We start from the raw sequence: 20,112 nt of genomic DNA on the forward strand, positions 1-20,112 counted from the left end.
CCTTTGGCTAATTCAGCTTATTTTTTCGAATTCAGTCTGCGAAGGACGAGAATACTGAGTATGGCAACGGCCAAACTGATCAGAATCAGGTTATACCAAGGTTCTGCTGTATCGGGCAATTTGTCGCCGTCTTCCGGTCCGGAGAGCGGAATCTCATCATCATCTATAATAACGTCGTCGCTTGGTGCCGGAGACGGTGTCGGTGTCGGCGTGGCCGAACCTTCCGGGGTTCCATGGTTTGTGCCGCCCATTGGCACAGGTTCATCCGTTACAGTCACTACAGCGGTTCCCGGTGAAGCTGTCACGGCTGGTGATCCGGTTGGAGCCGCCGATGTTCCCGGTGTGGCAGTAATGCCAGGGGATGCTGTCGGCCCGCTGCTAGGCGTGCTTGTTGGATTACCTGACGGCTCCGTTGAAGCGGAGGCGGCCGGTGTCGCGCCAGGATCAACGGATGGACCCGGTGTCACGGTAGCACTTGCTGTCGGACTAGGTTCACTGGTTGGACCTGGTGTCGCGGTAGCGGCCGGTGTTGCGCTAGGTTCAGCTGTTGGATCCGGTGAGGCTGAAGCGGAGAAGATGAAGTCGACGCTTGTTGTCTTCCCCTGATATTCATTTCCGGCTTCCAGCGGAAAGGACACATCCATCTGGAGCACTTCCTGTGAGCCTCCGGTAAGTGTACCTATGGCTACCCTGCCTTCTGCCTCGCTCATCACTCCTGAATAGAGGATTACTCCCTCTTTTTGCAGGGTCATTTGCAGTATATTGTACAATTCCTCGTCTCCGGAGGTGAATTTGAAATCAACAAAATAATTAAACCGTTCATGACCCTCATTGATCACCGTATAATCTGAGGTCGTTGCGTCGCCCGGCTGCATATTGCTCATAATCTCAGTGCTCGTCGTATGGGAATTGACCCGGAGCTTAATCGTCTCTTCTGCGCTTACACCCCCGGCATGCCAGATGACACCTGCCAGAATGATCAGAATGTAGGCACCTATAAAGCCGGCCTGAACTCTCTTCTTCACTTTCCACGCTCCTTTCTACCGGAAAGTAATCCTGCCCTCAGCGTACTCTCGACAAATCCTTACTTTAACCCTGATGTTTCTTCAACTTTTGTCATAAAGAGTAGTTTTATGGAGGACTACTACATAATGAGGCGATAGCGTCCTGAAAACAGCGGTCAGAGTTTTATAGCCATATGTATGTTCGTTATAACGAATATATACAGTATAATCAAAATTGTAAATAAAGAAAAACGGGATAAAACATATTAATTGGCTGAAATCACTCGTTTTGAAGGTGTAATAACCGATTATCGTTTAATTACTTCAATTTACTCATTATTTATCCATATTATTATTAATGATAGCGTTTTATAAAGAACGACTCGGGATGAGCATACAAAAAAACAAGGCGGTTACAAGGAAGGGAAGCTGATGCTTTCCAACCTAATAATCGCCTTGCTTAGCTATGTGCCGGATGGCGGAATCTAGTTCTCCTTAAAAAGCTGGGCTATGAGCTCATAGGAATGCAACTGGGCCGAATGGTCGAAAATTTGCGATGCGATGATGAACTCATCAGCATCGGTCTCTTCCACAATCTGTAGAAGCCGCTCTTGCAGAGCGGAGGGATCACCCGCTATAGAGTAATTCTGCTTGTTCTGCAGAATGGCTTTTTCCTGGATGGACCATAGGCCATCCATGCTGTCTACCGGAGGCTGGAGCATGCCGGTGCGTCCACGGATAATGTTCAGAAATTGCTGCTGCTGAGAGGTAGCAAGTCTTCGGGCTTCCTCTACGGTGTCAGCGGCAGTAGCTCCAAGCCCGACCATGACATGAGGCTTGGATAGGGCAGCCGATGGCTTGAAGCTGCTGCGGTACAGTTGCAGGGCAGGCAGCAGATAATCCGGTGCAAAATGGCTGGCAAAGGCAAACGGCAGGCCTAGCTGCCCCGCCAGTTGGGCGCTGAAGCCGCTCGAACCCAGCAGCCAGATCGGAATGTTCAGGCCTTCGCCGGGAACAGCGCGCACTCCGAGCGGCCGCGAGCCTGCGCCGTTTGGATCAAAGTAAGCCCGGAGCTCGCTCAGCTGCTCGGGGAATTCACTGCCGTCGCTGCCCAGGCCGCGCCGCAGCGCTCTGGAGGCTGCCTGGTCAGAGCCCGGTGCTCTTCCCAGCCCCAGATCTATGCGTCCAGGATACAGGGACTCCAGTGTGCCGAATTGCTCCGCAATCATGAGCGGCGCATGGTTGGAGAGCATGATGCCTCCGGAGCCTACGCGGATACTGCGTGTACCAGCGGCCACATGACTGATGACAAGCGAAGTGGCGGAGCTGGCGATGCCAGTCATATTATGATGTTCCGCCAGCCAGTAGCGTTTATAGCCCCACTCTTCGGCATGACGGGCCAAATCCAGTGTGTTATGAAATGAATCCGCTGCTGTACTGCCCTCTTTAATCGGAGCGAGATCCAGCACGGAGATGGGAATGTCCCGAAGTTGCTTCACTTTAATCCCTCCAGTTATGATGCTTTAAGCATCTTATAGCAGTATTTACAGCTATGAAATGAACTACCCTATAATTATAACATGAAATAATATTATTTACACACTTTAAGTAAGCGTTGACGCAAGCAAACCGCAGCGACAATGGATGTTCTAGGCTCTGATGGAACTGCAAAAACAGCTGTAGCCTATGGGCACAGCCCGTTTCTGCAGTGTTGTACTGATTCGGGGTTGAGCTTAATGAGCCTGCGCCGCTGCTGCGGCCAGTTTATCAATGTCTGCAGCAGGGACTTCCATGAATGAAGAGACAATGGTCCGCTGATCCTCAAGCGCCGGTACGCCAGTGAATCCCACTTTGTAGATTATGCCTTCATCCTGCCAGAAATAACTGAGGAAATCCGGCTCGGTAGGCTTGCTTAGCTCTCCGTCGATTTTGTAAGGTTCCGTAACCAGCACCTCTTGTCCATTTACATGAGCAACGGTAAGGGGAACGGCAAACTTTTCTCCGTCAATCCGGTAAAAAAAGACTTGTCCTTCCTCTTTGAAGGTTTCATATAAGCCTTGATTCTGCATTTGCAAAAAGGTGACATCAGGATTGGAGTATGCTGTCCAAAACACTGTTCGGGACATTCCCAGTCCGTCTAGAGGATAACTGAATTCAATGCTTGAGGTGAGCGTGGCCCTATTCATGGCAAAGCCAGACTCTTCTATAGGGAACTTAGGCACAAAGCCCATAATATCGGCAGCCATCCGTAAATCCTTCACATCGATGACATCTACATTAAAAAACTTTTCATTCACGAAGCTGCGTTTCATTTGTTCATCCGGATATTTGATAGAGGCCATGAGTGAAGCGATTTCTTGCTGTGATAGGGTACCACTGCCTATATATAGTTTATATACAATCCCATCCCGCTCCCAAATATAGAATAATTTCTGTACATACTGATTGACATGTACATTGACATGGATTGCGTTTATACCGCCAATGGTAGTGGGTTTCCGGTCAACCGGAAGAGGGGGCCCGCCGTCGCCACTCGAGGATTCTTCAAGTTCAACAGCCGTATAAATCTGCTCAACGCTGCTATCCTTGTAAGCTTCCAGCGAAAATTGCCCGGTATGGATATCCCCGTCGTACCGTTCATAATAGAGAGTAACTTGTTCAATCCCGTTATCCTCCGACTTCGCAGTAGCAGTTGCAGCTTGAGGCGGAGTGACTGCAAGGTAAGCCTTCTCCAGAATGAAATCCGGGGGCAGCACGGACGGGGCCTGGAAGGCAAAACCCGCTTCCTCCACGGCTCTGTCCAGGCGGTTATAATTTCTATTCTTGTACAGATTGATTAAATCATCGTTAACAGCTGTGTTGTCAGTTTTTGAATCGCCGGAGGCATTCGTTAGTGTCACCACGCTCAGCAGAATCAAGAGCAGCACGGCTGCTGCTGATATCCGGTACGAGCCTTTTTTAAATGAGCGAATCATAGAGACCCTCCTTGTAATCTGCTGACGGTGCTGCGATCCGAAGAAATAAAGCACTTCGCGGTCGGTCCGTCCTTTTGAAAACTGCTTGAGAAATTCAACGAGCGTTAATCCGTACGCCGCAGCTTCTTCTTCTCCCAGCACATCCAATACGTATGCGTCACAGGCCAGCTCCCGGTCGGTTTTCATTTTGTGCAGTCCGAGCCAAGATAAAGGATTGGGCCAGTGAATAGCCGCGGCCGCACTGCCCAGCAGATTCCACAGGGTATCCCGGCGTTTATAGTGAGCAAGCTCATGGGCCAGAATGTGCAGCAGCTGCGGTGATGTTAACTCCTGAAGCGCCAGTTCCGGGACGTATATCCAAGGACGGAACACGCCGCTCAGGAAAGGGCTTTTGACCCGGGAGCCGGTGTAGAGCGGGATCTTTCTTTTCACTCCGAACCGGTTCAGAGCGTCCTCAAGAACCGTAATTGTCCGGGGATCAGTAACCCGTCTCAGCCGCTTCCGCCCGCGGAGCTGCCTGCTCATGATGCCAAGTCCGTTCAGGAAAAGAAAGACTGCGCCGCCGAACCAGATTGTAGCAGCGGCCTTCAGCCAGGGAGAGTAGATACCAGCCGCACTGGAATGTCGGCCACCCGGCGCCTGCCCGTCCGCCTGTTGTAGGTGTCCCGCATTAATGCTGTCTCCGGTTCCGGGAGTGCCTGATTGCGGATCAGAATCAGAGTCCAGCCCCTGATTGCTTGGAGCAGCAGCTTGCAGATTCGGCAATGGGGCTGTATCAGCGGCCTGTCCCGTGAGCGCGCTCTTTATTCCTTCTCCAAACTGAAGCACATGGAACATGCTGAGCGGACTGTCCGGGATCACCGGAAGCAGCATTCGGATAATGACCAGCAGCCACAGCAGGTAACGGACTCTGGCGCTGATGACCTTTTGCAGGATGGCATGAATTGCGATTACAACCAGAATCACCAGGCTCGCGGCTAGTGTATCATCCAGGAAATCGATAAACAGGCTGTAGATCACATTCATTCCTGTGTACCTGGATCTTTGTGTGCTCCTTGTGCTTTCTTCTCCTGGAGCAACCGTTCCAACTGCTCAATTTCCTGGGCGGATAACGTAACCTCTTCCAAAAAGTTGGTGACCATCAGGTTGGCGGCTCCCCCGAAGACCCGCTTCAAAAAAGACTGGCTTTCTGCTTGTACACATTCCCGCTCGGAGAGCAGCGGATAATAAAGATAACTTCGCCCGGATTTCTCGAAGCCAATGGCTTTCTTCTTAAGCAGCCGTGTGATAAAGGTGCGTACCGTCTGATCGCTCCATTCAATAGACCCCGGCAGGTGCTGGACAATTTGTTCAGCTGTAATCGGATGGTTGCCCCAGATGACTTTCATGATCTCCCATTCAGCCTCTGAAATTTTGGGGATGCTCTTCATATAATCGACTCCTCGCAGTTTCATGAACATTAAATCTACAAGTGTAGTTTTAATCTCCTGGTTGATATTACACTTGTAGATCTAAATTGTCAAACGCAGAAAACCCCCGTTCTGCTTGCTTACAGCAGAGCGGGGGTTAGCGTTTGGCAGGTGCAGTAAATGACATTGCATCCTGATCGGGGAAGATTTTCCTCGGGGTAGTTGCAATTTGTACAACTAAAAATTCATGCTTTGGATTTTACGCATACTCAAGTTGTAGCGCCTTCCTCCAGCTCAACCGGCAATATGTATTCTGCGTGGACGGCACCGCCGTGGACCTGCTGAATGATCAAATCAACAGCAAGTTTGCCCATATCTTCAATGGGCTGGCGGATGGTGCTGAGCGGCAGAGCCAGCAGGCTGCGCAGGGCAATGCCGTCATATCCTACAATCCGCACATCCTCAGGCACCTGCAATCCCCGCTCCCGGCAAGCCTTAAGCGCATAAGCTGCAATCAAATCGCTGCCTGCAAAGATGCCGTCCACATCGGGCTGTTCGTTGAACAGCTGCGCAAGCAGCCGCTCATAAGCTCCGACATCAAAGCTGTTATTATCCGTATGCAGCAAGGTATGCGGGAGGTTATGCTGCCGGGCGGTATCCGCAAAGGCTTCGGATCTTAGCACAGACAGGATGTTCAGCTCGGGATGCCCACCGATATGGGCGAGCCTGCGGCAGCCTTTATTAATCAATAAGGTAGTAGCCAGCACCCCGCCCCGATAGTTATCGGAGCAGACATAAGGAATTTCCGGCGATATTCTGCGGTCAAAGGTGACGAGCGGCAGATTCATTTGCCGGTAGGCCTCAACTTCCAGGGTGTGACTGCCCATAATAATGCCGTCGACCCGGCTTGCGCGAAGCATATCGATATATTCGAGTTCTTTATGTTTGTCCTGTTGCGAGTTGCAGAGCAGCAGCTTATAGCCGTTCCGGTAGGCATGCTCCTCGATATGGCTGGTCAATTCCCCGAAGAACGGATGAGAGACATGGGGGATAATCAGCCCGATAATATTTGATTTGGAGCGGCTGAGCGAGCGGGCGAGTTCGTTTGGCCGGTAATTGAGGTCATCCATCGCGCTGTAGACCTTTTTCTTCAGATCCTCGCTTAAGTACCCCCTGTTGTTCAGCACCCGGGAGACGGTTGTCACCGAAACGCCTGCCTTCAGCGCAACGTCTTTAATTGTAGGCATGTGGAACCTCCTGTCTTGGCGGGTCTTTGCACACTCATTCTAACTTGGATGCAAGGGACTGTCCATGAAGGGATGTACCTTCTATTTATGTTTCAAAAATTAGACTTTCCCCATATAATAAGAAGAAAAACGTCATAAATTGTAATTAATTTTATTTACTATATGAGTTGAACTTTAGACTTACCGATCCGGCATAGAACGCAACTGCGGTGAATGTTTGGACTTCCGGCCGCTGTTGTCTACAGATTTCTTGATTTATACCGCTATTTGCGGTTGAAATCCGTAGACAAAGGCGGTCGCTATCGCTCCTACAGTTCCAAACTTCCCCTCCGCTGCTTTTGCCTCTGGGTAGTTCTTTAGTTCAACTGATATTACTCTATTAATCTTATAGATAAATAGCAAAGCCCAATCATAATGGATCCATACGCTTTTAATAGAAATTATCGAATTTCCCCGTTTCTGATTTTGGGATGTTTGGGATAGATGAATGGGAGTGTGCTAATGGGCAAGGGGAAAATTCAGCGCAGGTTACGGTATGGCTTGTTTTTGCTTTTATTTATTATGCTCAGCACGGCATTGTATCAGCCGGTGTCCGCCAGCAGCGAAGAACGGCGCGCTCAGAATGTGCTTGTCCTGCATTCCTATCAGAAGGGCTTTGCCTGGACAGATGACCAGGGTGCGGGCATTGAAGAGCAGCTTAAAGGAGCAGCTAATCCGCCGGTTATCTACACGGAGTATATGGACTGGAAACGATTCCCCAGCAATGACAACCTCGAGCACTTCTACCAGATGATCAAGTTCAAATATCAAGCTCTTCATATCGATGCGATTATCGTTACGGACGATGCTGCCATGAACTTCGCTATTAAGTACCGCAAGGAAATCCTGAACGATGCACCCATCGTGTTCAGCGGGATTAATCAGCTCGGTGTGGACAGTATAGCGGACAAGCGCAACATCACCGGAGTCATCGAAAAGATCGATCCTACAGAAACGATACGAATGGCGCTGAAGATCAATCCATCGATCCGTAAGGTGTACATCGTATTCGACAATTCCGAAAGCGGGCTCTCCACGGGTAAAATGGTCAGTGAACAGATCCTGTCTCTGGAGCGGGGGCTCCAGGTCTTCCCGATGAACAGCCTCTCCAATGAACAAATCATAGATCAAGTATCCACCCTTTCATCAGACAGCATGGTTCTTATGACTACATACTACAGTGATACAACGGGAAGAATTACTGAATTTGACCGGTTCTCAAGCGAGCTTAGCGAGAGCAGCAGTGTGCCGGTATATCATATTTATGATTTTAGCCTGAATCACGGGGCCTTCGGCGGAAATCTGATTAGCGGCAAAATTCAGGGGCAAACTGCAGCCAGCCTGGCTCTGCAAATTCTGGAAGGAGAAAATGCGGGAGAAATCCCTATTGTCTCGGACAGCGCTGTGAGAAAGGTTTTTGACTATAAGGAATTGCAGCATTTCAACGTTTCCCTGAAGCAGCTGCCGGAAGGCAGCGAAGTCATTAACAAGCCCTTTTCCTTCTATCAATCCTATAAAAAGCTTGTACTGAGCATTGTCGCGGCATTCGCCGTTCTGCTGGCCTTTATTCTCATCCTCCTATTCTACGTGCAATTGGTCAAGCGAATCCGAAGCAACCTGGAAAAAAGCAATGAACGCTTCAGTTTGGCTGCCTATGGTGCGGATGCGGTAATCTGGGATGTGGACATGACCACGATGATCTACTACTTCTCGGACAGCTGGTATGAGCTGCTCGGCTATGAGCGGGATGAAGCGGACGAGAGCCATGGAGGTTGGAGAACTCTTATCCATCCAGAGGACGCAGAACATGAGAACCGCCTGCGCACTGAGCATCTGCAGGGCAAAAGCTCCTACTATTACTGCGAATACCGGATGCAGAGCAAATCAGGCGAATATAAATGGTTTCAGGCCCGGGGCAAGGTGCTGCGCAATGCGGACGGCGGTTTTGTCCGTTTTTCCGGCTCTATGGTTGATGTTACGGACCGCAAAGGTTATGAGAGCAAGCTCCAAATGAGCTATCAGGAACTGGAGTCGACCTATGAGGAGCTTACGGCACTGCAGGATGAGCTGCTGGAGCAATATAACAAAGTGGTCGAGAATCAGGCACTGCTGCAGACCAGCGAAGAGAAATACCGGCTGCTGGCCTATAACGATGTCTTAAGCGGTCTGCCGAACCGGCTGTCCCTTTCCGAGGAGCTGCAGAAGTTTATCAAGGAACACGCAGGAGGGCATGCAGCCTTGTTCTTTCTGGATATTGATAATTTCAAATATATAAATGATACGATGGGTCACACGTTTGGCGACGAGCTGCTGGTCAAGGTCGGTGAACGGCTGCTGGGCTTGTCGGACGGACGCAGCAAGTATTTCCGTTTCGGGGGCGACGAGTTTGTGATACTGTTCGAGAATATCAAGGGATCGGATGAGGTCATCTCCTATGCACAAGCGCTTGTGCAGGGTTTTAAGGAGCCCTTCCAGCTGAATGCCAGCGTCGTTCACATCTCGACCAGTATTGGTATTGCCCAGTATCCGGAGAATGGGATCAATGCTGAAGAGCTTTTGAAAAATGCCGATATTGCCATGTATAAAGCGAAGGAAGCCGGCAAAGGGACGTATGTATTATACGGACAGGCGATGCAGCAGCATTTTGACGAACGGATGATCATTGAGAAGCACTTGAGAAATGCCATTTCGAATAATGAGCTTTCGCTTCATTATCAGCCGCTGGTGGATACCGCCTCAGGCGGAATCTGGGGCTTCGAGGCTCTGATCCGCTGGAACAGTCCGGTGCTTGGTTTTGTATCGCCGCTTTCGTTCATCAAAATCGCTGAAGACTGCCGGTTGATTGTCCCGATCGGTGAATGGGTGCTCCGGGCGGCCTGCCGGTTCATTAAAGAGCTGCATACAGAAGGTTATGAGGGCTACCATATCTCGGTGAATATATCGGTGATCCAGCTGATGCTGGATGATTTCACCGATATGGTGCTGGGGATTCTGAAGGAGACCGGATTGCCGCCGGAATATTTGGAGCTGGAGATTACCGAGTCGATCTTCATGGAATCCTTCGAGGCGATCAGTTCGAAGCTGGAATCGCTGAAAGAACGGGGAATCGGCATTGCCCTGGATGACTTCGGAACAGGATATTCCTCGCTTAGCTATTTGAAGCAGCTGCCGATCACTACGCTGAAGATTGATAAGTCGTTTATTGACAGCATTGATACACCGAACAATATGTCACTGGCCCGATCCATCGTAACCATCGGTCATGATATGGGGCTGAAGGTGACCGCAGAAGGGGTGGAAACCCGGGAGCAGCTGGCTTTTCTGGAGCGTACAAGCTGTGACAAGATCCAGGGCTACTTCATCAGCAGACCCATACCGGAAAAAGACGTAGCCAGTTGGGTGGAGGGCAGAAGAGCGGGGTAATGGAGCGAAGGATACCGGTCCCCGAACAGGGCGGTATCCTTTTCTGCTGTCTTTTGCCAATCGCTGCACTCTATTTCAGCAATCTCCGCGCCAGCTTGACCTTATTGCCGTATGGCGGATAGACAACCCCGAGGTCAAGCTTTGTCCCTCTTTTTACAATGCTCTTGCGGTGGGAAAAGAGATCAAAGCTATGCTTGCCGTGATATCCGCCGATGCCGGAGCCTCCCACTCCTCCAAATGGCAGATGTGTGCTGGCTACATGGGTAATCGTATCATTGATGCAGCCTCCGCCGAATGAAACTCTGGCCAGCACCTCCTGTTCAGCCTGTTTGTCTTCGGTGAACAGATAGAGGGCGAGCGGCTTGGGACGCTCATTGATGCTGCGGATGGCTTCGTCCAGCAGGGTATATTCCATAATGGGAAGTATAGGCCCGAAAATCTCGTCCTCCATGGCCGCATCCTTCCAATCCGCAGGATAGAGCAGTGTAGGTTCTATGTACAGATCCTCCGGCACAACGGTGCCGCCCATAATGACCTTCGATTGGTCCCGCTGAATCATTCCGGCAATTCTGCGCAGCTGGCGGTCATTCACAATCCGCCCGTAATCCGGATTCTGCTGAGCATCCTGGCCATAAAACTCCTGAATATAACGTTTCATTAAGGTGATCAGCTGGGATGCCACATCGTTGTGGACGAGCAGATAATCCGGGGCAATACAGGTCTGGCCCACATTGATAAGCTTACCCCAGACAATTCGTTTGGCTGCTATCTCCAGATTGGCGCTTTTATCGACAATGACCGGACTTTTACCGCCCAGCTCCAGTGTTACCGGCACCAGATTTTTGGCTGCGGCTTCCATGACTATTTTGCCGACAGGGACACTTCCGGTGAAGAAAATATAATCGAATTTGGCATGAATCAGCAGATTGGTGGCTTCTTTCTCGCCTTGAATCACACGGATATAGGCGGGTTCAAAGGTTTCCCTGATCATTTCCTCAATAACGGCGGTAATGGCCGGGGTACTCTCCGAGGGCTTCAGTACGGCGCAGTTGCCGGCGGCAATGGCCCCGATGAGCGGCTCGATCAGCAGCTGAAACGGATAATTGAAGGGGCCGATAATGAGCACGGTTCCGTAGGGCTCGCTGAGGATCCGGCTTTTGGCCGGAAATATATGCAGCGGGGATTTAACCTTGACCGGCTTCATCCAACGTTTCAGATGCTTCATCATATATCCAATGCTGTCCAGCGTGAAGCCGATTTCCGTCGCATAGGCTTCAAATTCGCTCTTGCGCAGATCCTGATGCAGGGCCGCGATAATTTTCGTTTCATTGCGGCGGATGGCATCTTTCAGCTTCTGCAGCTGGCGAATCCGGAAGGCAAGCTCCTTCGTAGCCCCGCTGTGAAACCACTCACTGTGCCCGGCCAGCATCTGTTCAACGCTTTGGGCTGTTAACTCCGACATAAGTGAACCCTCCAATACATGATGTGTAGATATAGATGTGTTCGTGTATCCCCGAGAATAGCTTCCGGCAGGAATTACTTATCCTGGCCGGGAGCCGAAGGGACGGTGCGGATGTAGTCGTTCATAGCCATCATATTCAGCAGCGTAATGCTGCTGCCTTTGAAATGAATCCAGCCGGTATCGCGCAGATAGCCCATTTCACGGGATAGTGACGGGCGGGCCGTATTCAAATGCTCCGCCCATTCTTTTCTGCTGAAGGGCAGCCGGATGACCTCGGAGGCTTGCTGAGCTGCTTGCTCCAACAAAAAGCTGATCACCCGCCGCCGCAGAGGGCCGGCTGACAATATTTCGATCTTCCGGTTGACCAGCACCAGGCGCTCCGACAGATTCTCAATGAAACGTGTGAGCATGTCCGTGTCTGTGGTGAACAACCGGAGCAGCTCCTGCTTGCCGATAAACATGACGGAGCAGGGGCCTGTGGCTGTAACAGTAGCCGGAACTATATTTTCTCTGCGGAACAACACCGCTTCGCCAATGGTCTGTCCCTGATTTAGATGGGCAATGGTTACACTGCTGCCGGTAGGATGGGTTTTCTGAACCTCAATCCGTCCTTCAAGCACAATGCCGAGTTTGTCCGCAGTATCACCTTCCGCCAAGATCAGTGAATTCTTATGAAAGCTGCTTACGGTATAGGTTATTTTTTGCAGCACCGCTTCGATTTCCTTCACGGTTTTCCCGCGGAACAGCAGGCAGGATTGCAGTACGGCGGGCTCCGGTTTCATAGCATTTCCTCCAAATTTATAGCATCTGGTAACATCCGTTACCGATTGTATGGCGAAAGTCTACTACAATTAGCCTTAACTGTAAAGGCGGGGCGAACGGAGTCCTGTTGGTAGCCTATACCTATTAAAGGAGTGAACGTGCAATGAGCAATATGTTTTGTTTTCAATGTCAGGAAGCGGCTAAAGGATCGGGCTGTACAATTCAGGGAGTCTGCGGGAAAACTAGCGATGTGGCAAATCTTCAGGATCTGCTGATCTACACATTGAAGGGGATTTCTATCTTTGCACGCCGGGGCCGGGAGCTTGGAATGACTGACTCTACCACGGAGAAATTTATTATAGAGAGTATGTTCGCTACAATAACCAATGCTAATTTCATGCCTGAAGCTTTCATTGCCAGAATCGAAGAGGGGTTGATCCTTCGCGGCCAGTGGAGCGGTAAATTGCAGGCAGCCGGAGTAGAGGTTCCTTATGCCGGGCATGATGCAGCTCTTTGGACAGCAGATACCGATGAGGCACTGCAGGTGAAGGCGGAGACGGTAGGAGTTCTGTCCACGGAGAATGAGGATATCCGTTCCCTGCGTGAACTGCTGACCTACGGGCTGAAGGGAATGGCGGCGTATATGGAGCATGCCGCAGTGCTGGGCTATTACGACGAAGGCGCACATGCTTTTATGGAAAAAGGTCTGGTGGCGACTCTGGATGATACACTCACGGCGGATGAACTGACTGCACTTGTGATGGAGTGCGGCAAGCTGGGTGTCGATGTGATGGCTTTGCTTGACCGGGCTAATACAACGACCTATGGCAACCCGGAAATCACCAAGGTGAATATCGGTGTAGGCCGGAATCCGGGGATTCTGATCAGCGGGCATGACTTGAAGGATATGGAAGCGCTGCTGAAGCAGACCGATGGCACCGGAGTGGATGTGTATACACACAGCGAGATGCTGCCGGCACATTATTATCCTGCTTTTAAGAAATACAGCCATTTCGTGGGCAACTACGGCAATGCCTGGTGGAAACAGGCGGAGGAATTTGAAAGCTTCAACGGACCGATTCTCATGACGACGAACTGCATTGTGCCGCCGAAGGAGAGTTATATCGGCCGTTTGTATACTACGGGCAATACCGGTTTCCCGGGAGTGCAGCATATTTCGGCGGATGCCAATGGAGCGAAGGACTTCTCCGCTATCATTGAGCAGGCCAAAGGCTGTGCGGTTCCGGAAGAGATCGAAACCGGCGAGATTGTCGGCGGATTTGCCCACGCGGCCGTAATGAATGTAGCCGATCAGGTGGTTGAGGCCGTTCAGACCGGTGCCATCAAGCAGTTCTTCGTAATGGCCGGCTGTGACGGCCGGATGAAGAGCCGCAATTATTATACCGATTTCGCTGCCGAACTGCCGGGAGACACCGTGATTCTTACGGCAGGCTGTGCGAAGTACAAGTATAATAAGCTTGCGCTTGGCGACATCGGAGGGATTCCGCGTGTACTGGATGCCGGCCAATGCAATGATTCCTACTCGCTTGTCGTGATTGCCCTGAAGCTCAAGGAAGTATTCGGACTTGAGGATATTAACGATCTGCCTATCTCCTACAATATTGCCTGGTATGAGCAGAAGGCGGTAATTGTACTCTTGGCACTGCTGTATCTGGGTGTGAAGGATATTCACCTCGGACCTACACTTCCGGCCTTCCTGTCACCGAATGTAGCCAAGGTGCTAGTCGATACTTTTGGTATCAGCGGCATTACAACTGTACAAGAAGATATGGAGAAATTTATCGCAGCTGTATAACTGGATGGCCATTTGTGCCATATGAAAATAGGGGTACTTCTCATTGCTATGAGAAGTACCCCCATTCTGTTTATTTACGGATAACTGCTATGGCAGGCGGTACACCGCGAACGGCTCGCCGCTGCGGAAGGTGCCGCTGGCCTGATCCAGCTTGTCCATGAGCTCAGCATCCGGCTGGAGGGCAACGCTTTGCAGATTCTGCTGCACCTGCTCCACACGGGTGGCTCCGACAATCACCGTGGATACAGCCGGTTTGCTCATCAGCCAGGCCAGGGACAGTGCAGCCATAGAGGCGCCGGTTTCTTCGGCAATCCGGCCGACCCGGTTCCCCAGCTCAATCCGGCCGGGGGTAAGGAAGCGGCCGAAGTTTGGATCGGTTTCGGCTCTGGAGCCTTCCGGCGGTGCGCCTTCACCGGCATATTTGCCGGTAAGAATGCCCCCGGCAAGCGGGAAGTAGGGGATAATCCCGAGTCCTTGATCCAGGCAGAGTGGAACCAGTTCGGCCTCCGGCGTCCGGTCAGCCAGGGAGTAGCTGCACTGAATCGAGGTATATTTGACCAGATTCCGCGCCTCGCTGATGCCCAGCGCCTTCATTAACTCCCAGGCTGCATAATTGGAGGCCCCGATATAGCGGACTTTGCCCGCGGATACCATATCATCAAGGGTCCGCAGCGTTTCCTCCAGCGGTGTATAGGGATCAAAGGTATGGATCTGATATAAGTCTACATAATCGGTCTTCAGGCGGCGCAGGCTGCCTTCCAGCTCCAGCATCAGGTGATGGCGGGAAGAGCCGCTGCCGTTAGGACCTTCGTGTCTCGGAAGGCCTGCTTTGGTAGCGAGAACAGCGCTTTGACGTCTGCCCTCCAGCGCCAGTCCGATGATCCGCTCCGATTCGGTGCCGGCATAAATATTGGCGGTATCGATAAAGTTAATGCCTTGATCGAGCGCGGCATGGACGATATCTATGGAGGTCTCCTGATCGGCTCTTTTGCCAAAGGAATTGGTCCCCAGACCCAGTGCGGAGACCTGCAGCCCGCTGTTACCCAAACGGTGATATTTCAAGTGGTTCACTCCTCTTGTTCAGCATAGTGGTGTACTTCGTCAAAGCACAGACAGTTCTGCCCCGGAGAACAGCTGCAGTGCAGTGTCCATAAATAAGCGGACGGCAATCGAGGTCTCCTCCAGTGTATGGACGGCGAGATGGATATCCCGGTAAGCATCGGGGGCCAGCTCCTTTATGATCACATTCGGCGGCGGAGACAGCAGGGACAGCTGCGACATGACACCAACAGCCAGCCCCTCCTTAACCATATTGAGTGCGGTCATGTAGCTGTTCACTTCGTATTTCACATTCAGCTTACTACCTCCCCGCTGGAATAAATCAACGACCGGAGGCTCATAACCTGCCCGGCAGATCAGCATCGGCTCGTCTTCCAGATCCTTGACACAGATGACATGCTTCTCACGGAGCGGATGATCGCCAGGAAGCACTGCGTACAGTTTCTCCCGGTAGAGCGGAATTGTGGCAAACTCTTCTTGCGGGGGAATAATGAAGCCGACATCAATAAACCGGGTCTCCAGCCATTCCTTGACCTCGGCAACCGAACCTTCATAGAGAACAATCTCAATCTCGGGATATTTCTCGGTAATGGAACGGATGATTTTGGGGACAAAATAAGCAGACGCCACCGGAAAGGCCCCAATGCGGATGAGCCCCTTCTCCAGGCCCTTCTCAGCGGAGATTTCCTGCTCAACCTTGTCAAACCCATTTAGAATTTCCCGAAAAATAATCAGAACGCGCTTGCCGATATCAGTGAGCATCAGCCCACTGCGCCGGTCGCGCAGCAGCAGCTTCACTGCAAGCTCAGACTCTAGCGCGGAGATGGCCCGGCTGACCGCAGGCTGGGTCATGTTCAGTGCCAGCCCGGCTTTGGTGAAGCTGCCGCTCTCAGCGATTTTGACGAATAGACGAATTTGATTGTTGTTCATATCGAATCTGGTATGCCCCTCATGAATATAATTCATTTCAATTATGACTGTGCTTATTGTATCATTTGGAATGAAAATAGAACAAGGGGTGATGAGATGCAGCAGCGGAAGAAAAACATTGCTTTGCTTATATTTCTGGTTATTGTCTGGGGGATCAATTGGCCGCTGTCCAAGATTGCTCTAGCCTACGCTCCGCCCTTGTTGTTTGCCGGAATCCGTACGGTTATTGCCGGGGTGATCCTCATTGTTGCTGCGCTTCCTAAAAGGAAGGCCCTTCATTTCAGCAAGCTTTGGCCGGTCTATCTGACTTCGGCCTTTCTCAGCATCGTTTTCTATTACGGGTTCCAGACGATCGGCCTGCAGTATATGCCCTCAGGGCTGTTCTCGGCCATCGTCTTTCTGCAGCCTGTGCTGCTCGGTATCTTTGCCTGGATCTGGCTGGGTGAGCGTATGTATGGAATGAAGATGTTCGGCTTGCTGCTTGGTTTTCTCGGGGTAGCTGCGCTCAGCATTGGCGGCTTTACCGGAAGCATCTCCGCCTTGGGCGTAGGGCTTGCCCTGGCCAGCGCGCTAAGCTGGGCCTTGGCGACGGTGTATACGAAACGAAATGCGGTGCGGGTAGATATGCTGTGGATGACGGCAATGCAGATCATGATTGGGGGTGTCATTTTGCTGGCTGCCGGTTCGGCTGTGGAGAGCTGGTCCGATATTACGTGGAACAGCGCCTTTATCGTGAACACATTGTTCATTTCGGTGTTCGTCATTGCGCTGGGTTGGATGGTTTATTTCAAGCTGATCAATGAAGGAGAGGCCAGCAAGGTCGGTTCATTCACCTTCCTGATTCCGCTGATCTCAATCGGGTCAAGTGTAGTATTATTAAATGAGCGCATTACGCTGAATCTGGTAGTGGGTATGCTGCTGATCGTAAGCAGCATTATTCTGGTGAATGTTAAGATAGGCCGGGCCGCACGGCGGCTGACAAGTTAAGACAGGGGGATAATCATGTATATTCAGACGGATGGACAAACAGCACATGATAATTATAAGCTGCTGATCGGCAGCATTGTGCCCAGGCCGATTGCCTTTGTAACCTCGGTGGATGAAGCGGGGATCGTGAATGCCGCCCCGTTCAGCTTTTTTAATATTGTAAATGATGATCCGCCTATGGTCATGTTCTCCTGTGTCCGCAAAGCAGACGGAGAAATGAAGCATACGCCGCGCAATATAGCCGCGAATAAGGAATTTGTGGTCCATATCGTCGATGAGGATAATATCGCTGCAGTCAACCATACCTCAATCAATGCACCCGGCGGAATCAGCGAACTTGAGCTGGCCGGGCTGACGGCGGTACCCGGACAAGCTGTCAAGGTCCCGCGCGTACAGGAATGCAAGATTGCGATGGAATGCCGGCTGGTGCAGCTTGTGGAGCTCGGGCATTGCGATATGGTTATCGGCGAAGTTCTAGGTTTTCATGTAGAGGATGAGCTGATTCATAACGGCCGAATTGATGTCGGCAAGCTGAAGCCGGTCAGCCGTCTGGCCGGCGCGTCTTATGCAGCAATTGGCCGGACGTTCGAGCTGGACAGACCTCAGTATGAACCTTGATTAGGCTGGGTATTAGCAGCTAGATCAGATATTTTGGGGTAGAGGAAGGCTAATGCGCCTGATTTCTTAACCGCAGGCTTTGGGCAGTGAAGACAAGTTCTTCATCTGTCCCGTCGATCTTGGCGGTGTATTCTCCAATCGTCACTTCGCTGTTGCAGATTTTGCGGACTGTAATATTATTGCCGGCGGTAAGCACCGATTTCTCGGAGGACTGCTTCCCTACAGTCTGTGCGCTGATGGAGCCTGCCGCCTCGACTGAGGAGTCCGTGCACTCCGCTTCGTTCATTACGAAACGGACATCGCCGGAAGAGAACAGCTGGCTGTGCAGAATCCCCTCCTTATGAACATGGAGATCTCCGCCGGATTTAATAATGCTATGCTGTGACGAGGCAATGTCGATCCGTGTATTCTCCTCCTGCATCCCGGATATGGCGTCATGCAAATCCTGCAACAGCCTCAGAAAGGTGCTTAGAACAGCATCCGTGAAGAAATCGGTGAACTGCCCCGGGTGCAGGAATACCTCCAGCATATGTCTTAATTGCCCGGTGTCGATAGGATAATCGGGATTCATCCCGGCAATAACATTCTGAAGATCAGTGATCAGGCCGGGGAGATGGTCATATTTGCTTTCCAGCAGCAGCATAACCACCAGACCGTATTTTACGGTTTGCTGGCGTGATTGGACGGTATTCGCCAACTGCTGCGACGCTTTTCTCAGACTGGTCATTTCCTTCATCAAGAGAGCGGAGTACATGCAGAGGCGGTTATGTCTCGCTCCATAATGACCGGAGTACAATTGGCTGCTGACAACCTTGCCCTGGACAAAAATGCTTCCTGTAGCAGTGATTGTCGCATGTGTAACGTCGCCGTATATGTATACATTTCCCAACGCCTCAAGGATGGTCTGGTTTCCGATATCATTGGTGGCGACCACATCACCCGGGAACATCATTTTGGCGGCGTCGGGGTTCGTGTCCCCGGGAACAAGATATGTCTGGGGGAAATCAAAAACCTTGCGGTTCAGACCGCATCCCGTTAAGCGGGGCCTTCCCTGGCGGAGGGAGACGATCCCGCCGTCCGCCAGCAGGGTTGTACATTCTTTAGTGACCAGCTGAATGTCTTGCGGTGGCGGGGAGGGAATAATTCCGCCATACACGTCGATGCCGGGCACTCCCTCTTCCGCAGGCAGCTTACGGGCAATGACCTCTCCCTTCTGGACAAAGGGAACCCTTGGATGGTTCAGGAAATCTGCAGGATCGGCAGTCCGAATGAATTCATATTCCCTGTCCTCAGCAAATAACAGCTCCAGCCGGGCATTCTTGCCGGGAATAGGGGCTTTACCCTCTGCGATGCAGACCGGGAGATAGGTAGGGTTGTTCAGCTCTGCATAAAGAGCCGGAATGTTGAGATCGCGCATAATGGAGCTTTTCTTGAAGCCGGCGATAATCTGGTCCACCGTAAGGGTGGACAGCAGCAGGCCGCAATTCGGTTCCGCCCGGACTGTGACATCTGCTGCAGCCGGGGAGCTAGCGAGCTTCCAGGCGTACTTTTCTGCACGGTAGAGCGTGAAGTAGACCTTCAGTTTATCTTCGGATACGGTGATCTGATACTGCGGCTTCTCGCAAATTTCCCAGGTGATACGGTCTGTGGGGGTTACTTCCGTAGGATCTGTCACCGTCTTCCGGTTAATATTCAACACCACAGGGTGAACGGAAGAAATGACAGCGGGTTTGCCGCCTGGCAGAGGAGGAGTAATGAATATTTGGTTGTTCTGTACGATAATACGTCCGTTCTTTTCCTCATCTCCCCCACGGAGCGGCTTAGCCTGCACAGCGGGCAGAGCCGGAAGATCGGGGTTCCCGATTGGCGTTGTGGTATGAAATACATGCCTGAATTTCTCGATGATATGCTGTGGCATTACTCTAACCTCGCTTCTTCGTATAATCAATGGTATCTGTACAGAAAAGAGCATCATGGACTATGATAGATTGTTTTAATCTACCAGTACCCAAGTCACATCTCAATTGGCAGCCTGGCGACCATGAATGGATAGTCTCACATTCTTAGGCCCATCGCTTTGCGTCCTGCCCTTTCGGGAAGTTTGCCTTTAAAAAAATAGATCAATGATATACATTCAGCATGAGGTCATTTAATCGACTCAAATCGACAGGGAATGTTCAATACTGGAGTGGTTGCCAAAATAAATCTACAAACAAGCTTAATTCTAGTACTTTAGTATTAATTTTTCAACTTATTAATAATAAATCTCTCTGGTATCCCTTTAAAAGGGACGGCTTTGAGTTCAAGCGATATTACAAGCAAAAACGACCCTGCCTTTTTCTCAAAGGACAGGGTCGTTTCTGCGAAAAAAGGACGCTCCC

General features: G+C 51.1%; 14 protein-coding genes and 1 riboswitch. Of the genes, 4 read left to right on the plus strand and 10 right to left on the minus strand.

The window, feature by feature from the left end; genetic code table 11:
• Nucleotides 1-17 precede the first annotated feature (17 nt).
• The 5 genes from NYE29_RS11755 to NYE29_RS11775 all read right to left on the minus strand — a co-directional run bounded on the left by NYE29_RS11755 (nt 18) and on the right by NYE29_RS11775 (nt 6,635).
• On the minus strand, nt 18-1,025 hold the full coding sequence (locus NYE29_RS11755; RefSeq protein ID WP_340896091.1) for a hypothetical protein: 1,008 nt from the start codon (nt 1,023-1,025) through the stop codon (nt 18-20).
• 464 nt (nt 1,026-1,489) lie between these two features.
• Complete coding sequence (locus NYE29_RS11760; protein WP_340896092.1) at nt 1,490-2,503, minus strand: LLM class flavin-dependent oxidoreductase; 1,014 nt, start codon at nt 2,501-2,503, stop codon at nt 1,490-1,492.
• A 234-nt stretch (nt 2,504-2,737) separates the two neighbouring features.
• Complete coding sequence (locus NYE29_RS11765; protein ID WP_340896093.1) at nt 2,738-5,005, minus strand: M56 family metallopeptidase; 2,268 nt, start codon at nt 5,003-5,005, stop codon at nt 2,738-2,740.
• Nucleotides 5,002-5,409: a BlaI/MecI/CopY family transcriptional regulator gene (locus NYE29_RS11770; RefSeq protein ID WP_038597762.1), complete on the minus strand. Its 408-nt coding sequence runs from the start codon at nt 5,407-5,409 to the stop codon at nt 5,002-5,004. The genes NYE29_RS11765 and NYE29_RS11770 overlap by 4 nt, the downstream gene beginning before the upstream one ends.
• 248 nt (nt 5,410-5,657) lie before the next feature.
• The gene (locus tag NYE29_RS11775; protein WP_340896094.1) at nt 5,658-6,635 is read right to left on the minus strand and encodes a LacI family DNA-binding transcriptional regulator; all 978 of its coding nucleotides are present in this window, start codon (nt 6,633-6,635) and stop codon (nt 5,658-5,660) included.
• Nucleotides 6,636-7,136: 501 nt separating this feature from the next.
• On the opposite strand from NYE29_RS11775, the gene NYE29_RS11780 reads away from it, so the two are divergent.
• Nucleotides 7,137-10,097 carry an ABC transporter substrate binding protein gene (locus NYE29_RS11780; protein ID WP_340896096.1) on the plus strand — a complete coding sequence of 987 codons (2,961 nt, stop codon included), beginning with the start codon at nt 7,137-7,139 and terminating at the stop codon, nt 10,095-10,097.
• Nucleotides 10,098-10,167: 70 nt separating this feature from the next.
• Here NYE29_RS11780 and NYE29_RS11785 read toward each other — a convergent pair whose 3' ends face one another.
• On the minus strand, nt 10,168-11,559 hold the full coding sequence (locus tag NYE29_RS11785) for an aldehyde dehydrogenase (RefSeq protein WP_076111000.1): 1,392 nt from the start codon (nt 11,557-11,559) through the stop codon (nt 10,168-10,170).
• Nucleotides 11,560-11,633: 74 nt separating this feature from the next.
• Nucleotides 11,634-12,341 carry a Crp/Fnr family transcriptional regulator gene (locus NYE29_RS11790; RefSeq protein ID WP_076111001.1) on the minus strand — a complete coding sequence of 236 codons (708 nt, stop codon included), beginning with the start codon at nt 12,339-12,341 and terminating at the stop codon, nt 11,634-11,636.
• 143 nt (nt 12,342-12,484) lie between these two features.
• Here NYE29_RS11790 and hcp point away from each other — a divergent pair, with 143 nt between their 5' ends.
• Complete coding sequence (hcp, locus tag NYE29_RS11795; RefSeq protein ID WP_076111002.1) at nt 12,485-14,137, plus strand: hydroxylamine reductase; 1,653 nt, start codon at nt 12,485-12,487, stop codon at nt 14,135-14,137.
• Nucleotides 14,138-14,224: 87 nt separating this feature from the next.
• Here hcp and NYE29_RS11800 read toward each other — a convergent pair whose 3' ends face one another.
• Nucleotides 14,225-15,199: an aldo/keto reductase gene (locus tag NYE29_RS11800; RefSeq protein WP_076111003.1), complete on the minus strand. Its 975-nt coding sequence runs from the start codon at nt 15,197-15,199 to the stop codon at nt 14,225-14,227.
• Nucleotides 15,200-15,238: 39 nt separating this feature from the next.
• Nucleotides 15,239-16,126 carry a LysR family transcriptional regulator gene (locus NYE29_RS11805; protein WP_076111004.1) on the minus strand — a complete coding sequence of 296 codons (888 nt, stop codon included), beginning with the start codon at nt 16,124-16,126 and terminating at the stop codon, nt 15,239-15,241.
• A 96-nt stretch (nt 16,127-16,222) separates the two neighbouring features.
• Between NYE29_RS11805 and NYE29_RS11810 the strand changes: the two genes are divergently transcribed.
• Nucleotides 16,223-17,113, plus strand: coding sequence for a DMT family transporter (locus NYE29_RS11810; RefSeq protein ID WP_076111005.1), 891 nt, complete (start codon nt 16,223-16,225; stop codon nt 17,111-17,113).
• Between the two features lie 15 nt (nt 17,114-17,128).
• Nucleotides 17,129-17,731 carry a flavin reductase family protein gene (locus NYE29_RS11815; protein ID WP_076111007.1) on the plus strand — a complete coding sequence of 201 codons (603 nt, stop codon included), beginning with the start codon at nt 17,129-17,131 and terminating at the stop codon, nt 17,729-17,731.
• A 49-nt stretch (nt 17,732-17,780) separates the two neighbouring features.
• Here the strand turns inward: NYE29_RS11815 and NYE29_RS11820 are convergent, their stop codons facing one another.
• Nucleotides 17,781-19,649: a flagellar assembly protein A gene (locus NYE29_RS11820; protein WP_076111008.1), complete on the minus strand. Its 1,869-nt coding sequence runs from the start codon at nt 19,647-19,649 to the stop codon at nt 17,781-17,783.
• A gap of 105 nt (nt 19,650-19,754) precedes the next feature.
• A riboswitch (cyclic di-GMP riboswitch) is annotated at nt 19,755-19,847 on the minus strand.
• Nucleotides 19,848-20,112 lie beyond the last annotated feature (265 nt).

Source organism: Paenibacillus sp. FSL M7-1046, from assembly GCF_038007405.1.
Classification (GTDB): domain Bacteria; phylum Bacillota; class Bacilli; order Paenibacillales; family Paenibacillaceae; genus Paenibacillus_AQ.

Bases quoted from the DNA above. Each gene is read 5' to 3' on its own strand.
- NYE29_RS11805 (WP_076111004.1), bottom strand. From the start codon at position 16,126: ATGAACAACAATCAAATTCGTCTATTCGTCAAAATCGCTGAGAGCGGC.
- NYE29_RS11770 (WP_038597762.1), bottom strand. From the start codon at position 5,409: ATGAAGAGCATCCCCAAAATTTCAGAGGCTGAATGGGAGATCATGAAA.
- NYE29_RS11790 (WP_076111001.1), bottom strand. From the start codon at position 12,341: ATGAAACCGGAGCCCGCCGTACTGCAATCCTGCCTGCTGTTCCGCGGG.
- NYE29_RS11780 (WP_340896096.1), top strand. From the start codon at position 7,137: ATGGGCAAGGGGAAAATTCAGCGCAGGTTACGGTATGGCTTGTTTTTG.
- NYE29_RS11820 (WP_076111008.1), bottom strand. From the start codon at position 19,649: ATGCCACAGCATATCATCGAGAAATTCAGGCATGTATTTCATACCACA.
- NYE29_RS11810 (WP_076111005.1), top strand. From the start codon at position 16,223: ATGCAGCAGCGGAAGAAAAACATTGCTTTGCTTATATTTCTGGTTATT.
- NYE29_RS11785 (WP_076111000.1), bottom strand. From the start codon at position 11,559: ATGTCGGAGTTAACAGCCCAAAGCGTTGAACAGATGCTGGCCGGGCAC.
- NYE29_RS11765 (WP_340896093.1), bottom strand. From the start codon at position 5,005: ATGAATGTGATCTACAGCCTGTTTATCGATTTCCTGGATGATACACTA.
- NYE29_RS11775 (WP_340896094.1), bottom strand. From the start codon at position 6,635: ATGCCTACAATTAAAGACGTTGCGCTGAAGGCAGGCGTTTCGGTGACA.
- NYE29_RS11815 (WP_076111007.1), top strand. From the start codon at position 17,129: ATGTATATTCAGACGGATGGACAAACAGCACATGATAATTATAAGCTG.
- hcp (WP_076111002.1), top strand. From the start codon at position 12,485: ATGAGCAATATGTTTTGTTTTCAATGTCAGGAAGCGGCTAAAGGATCG.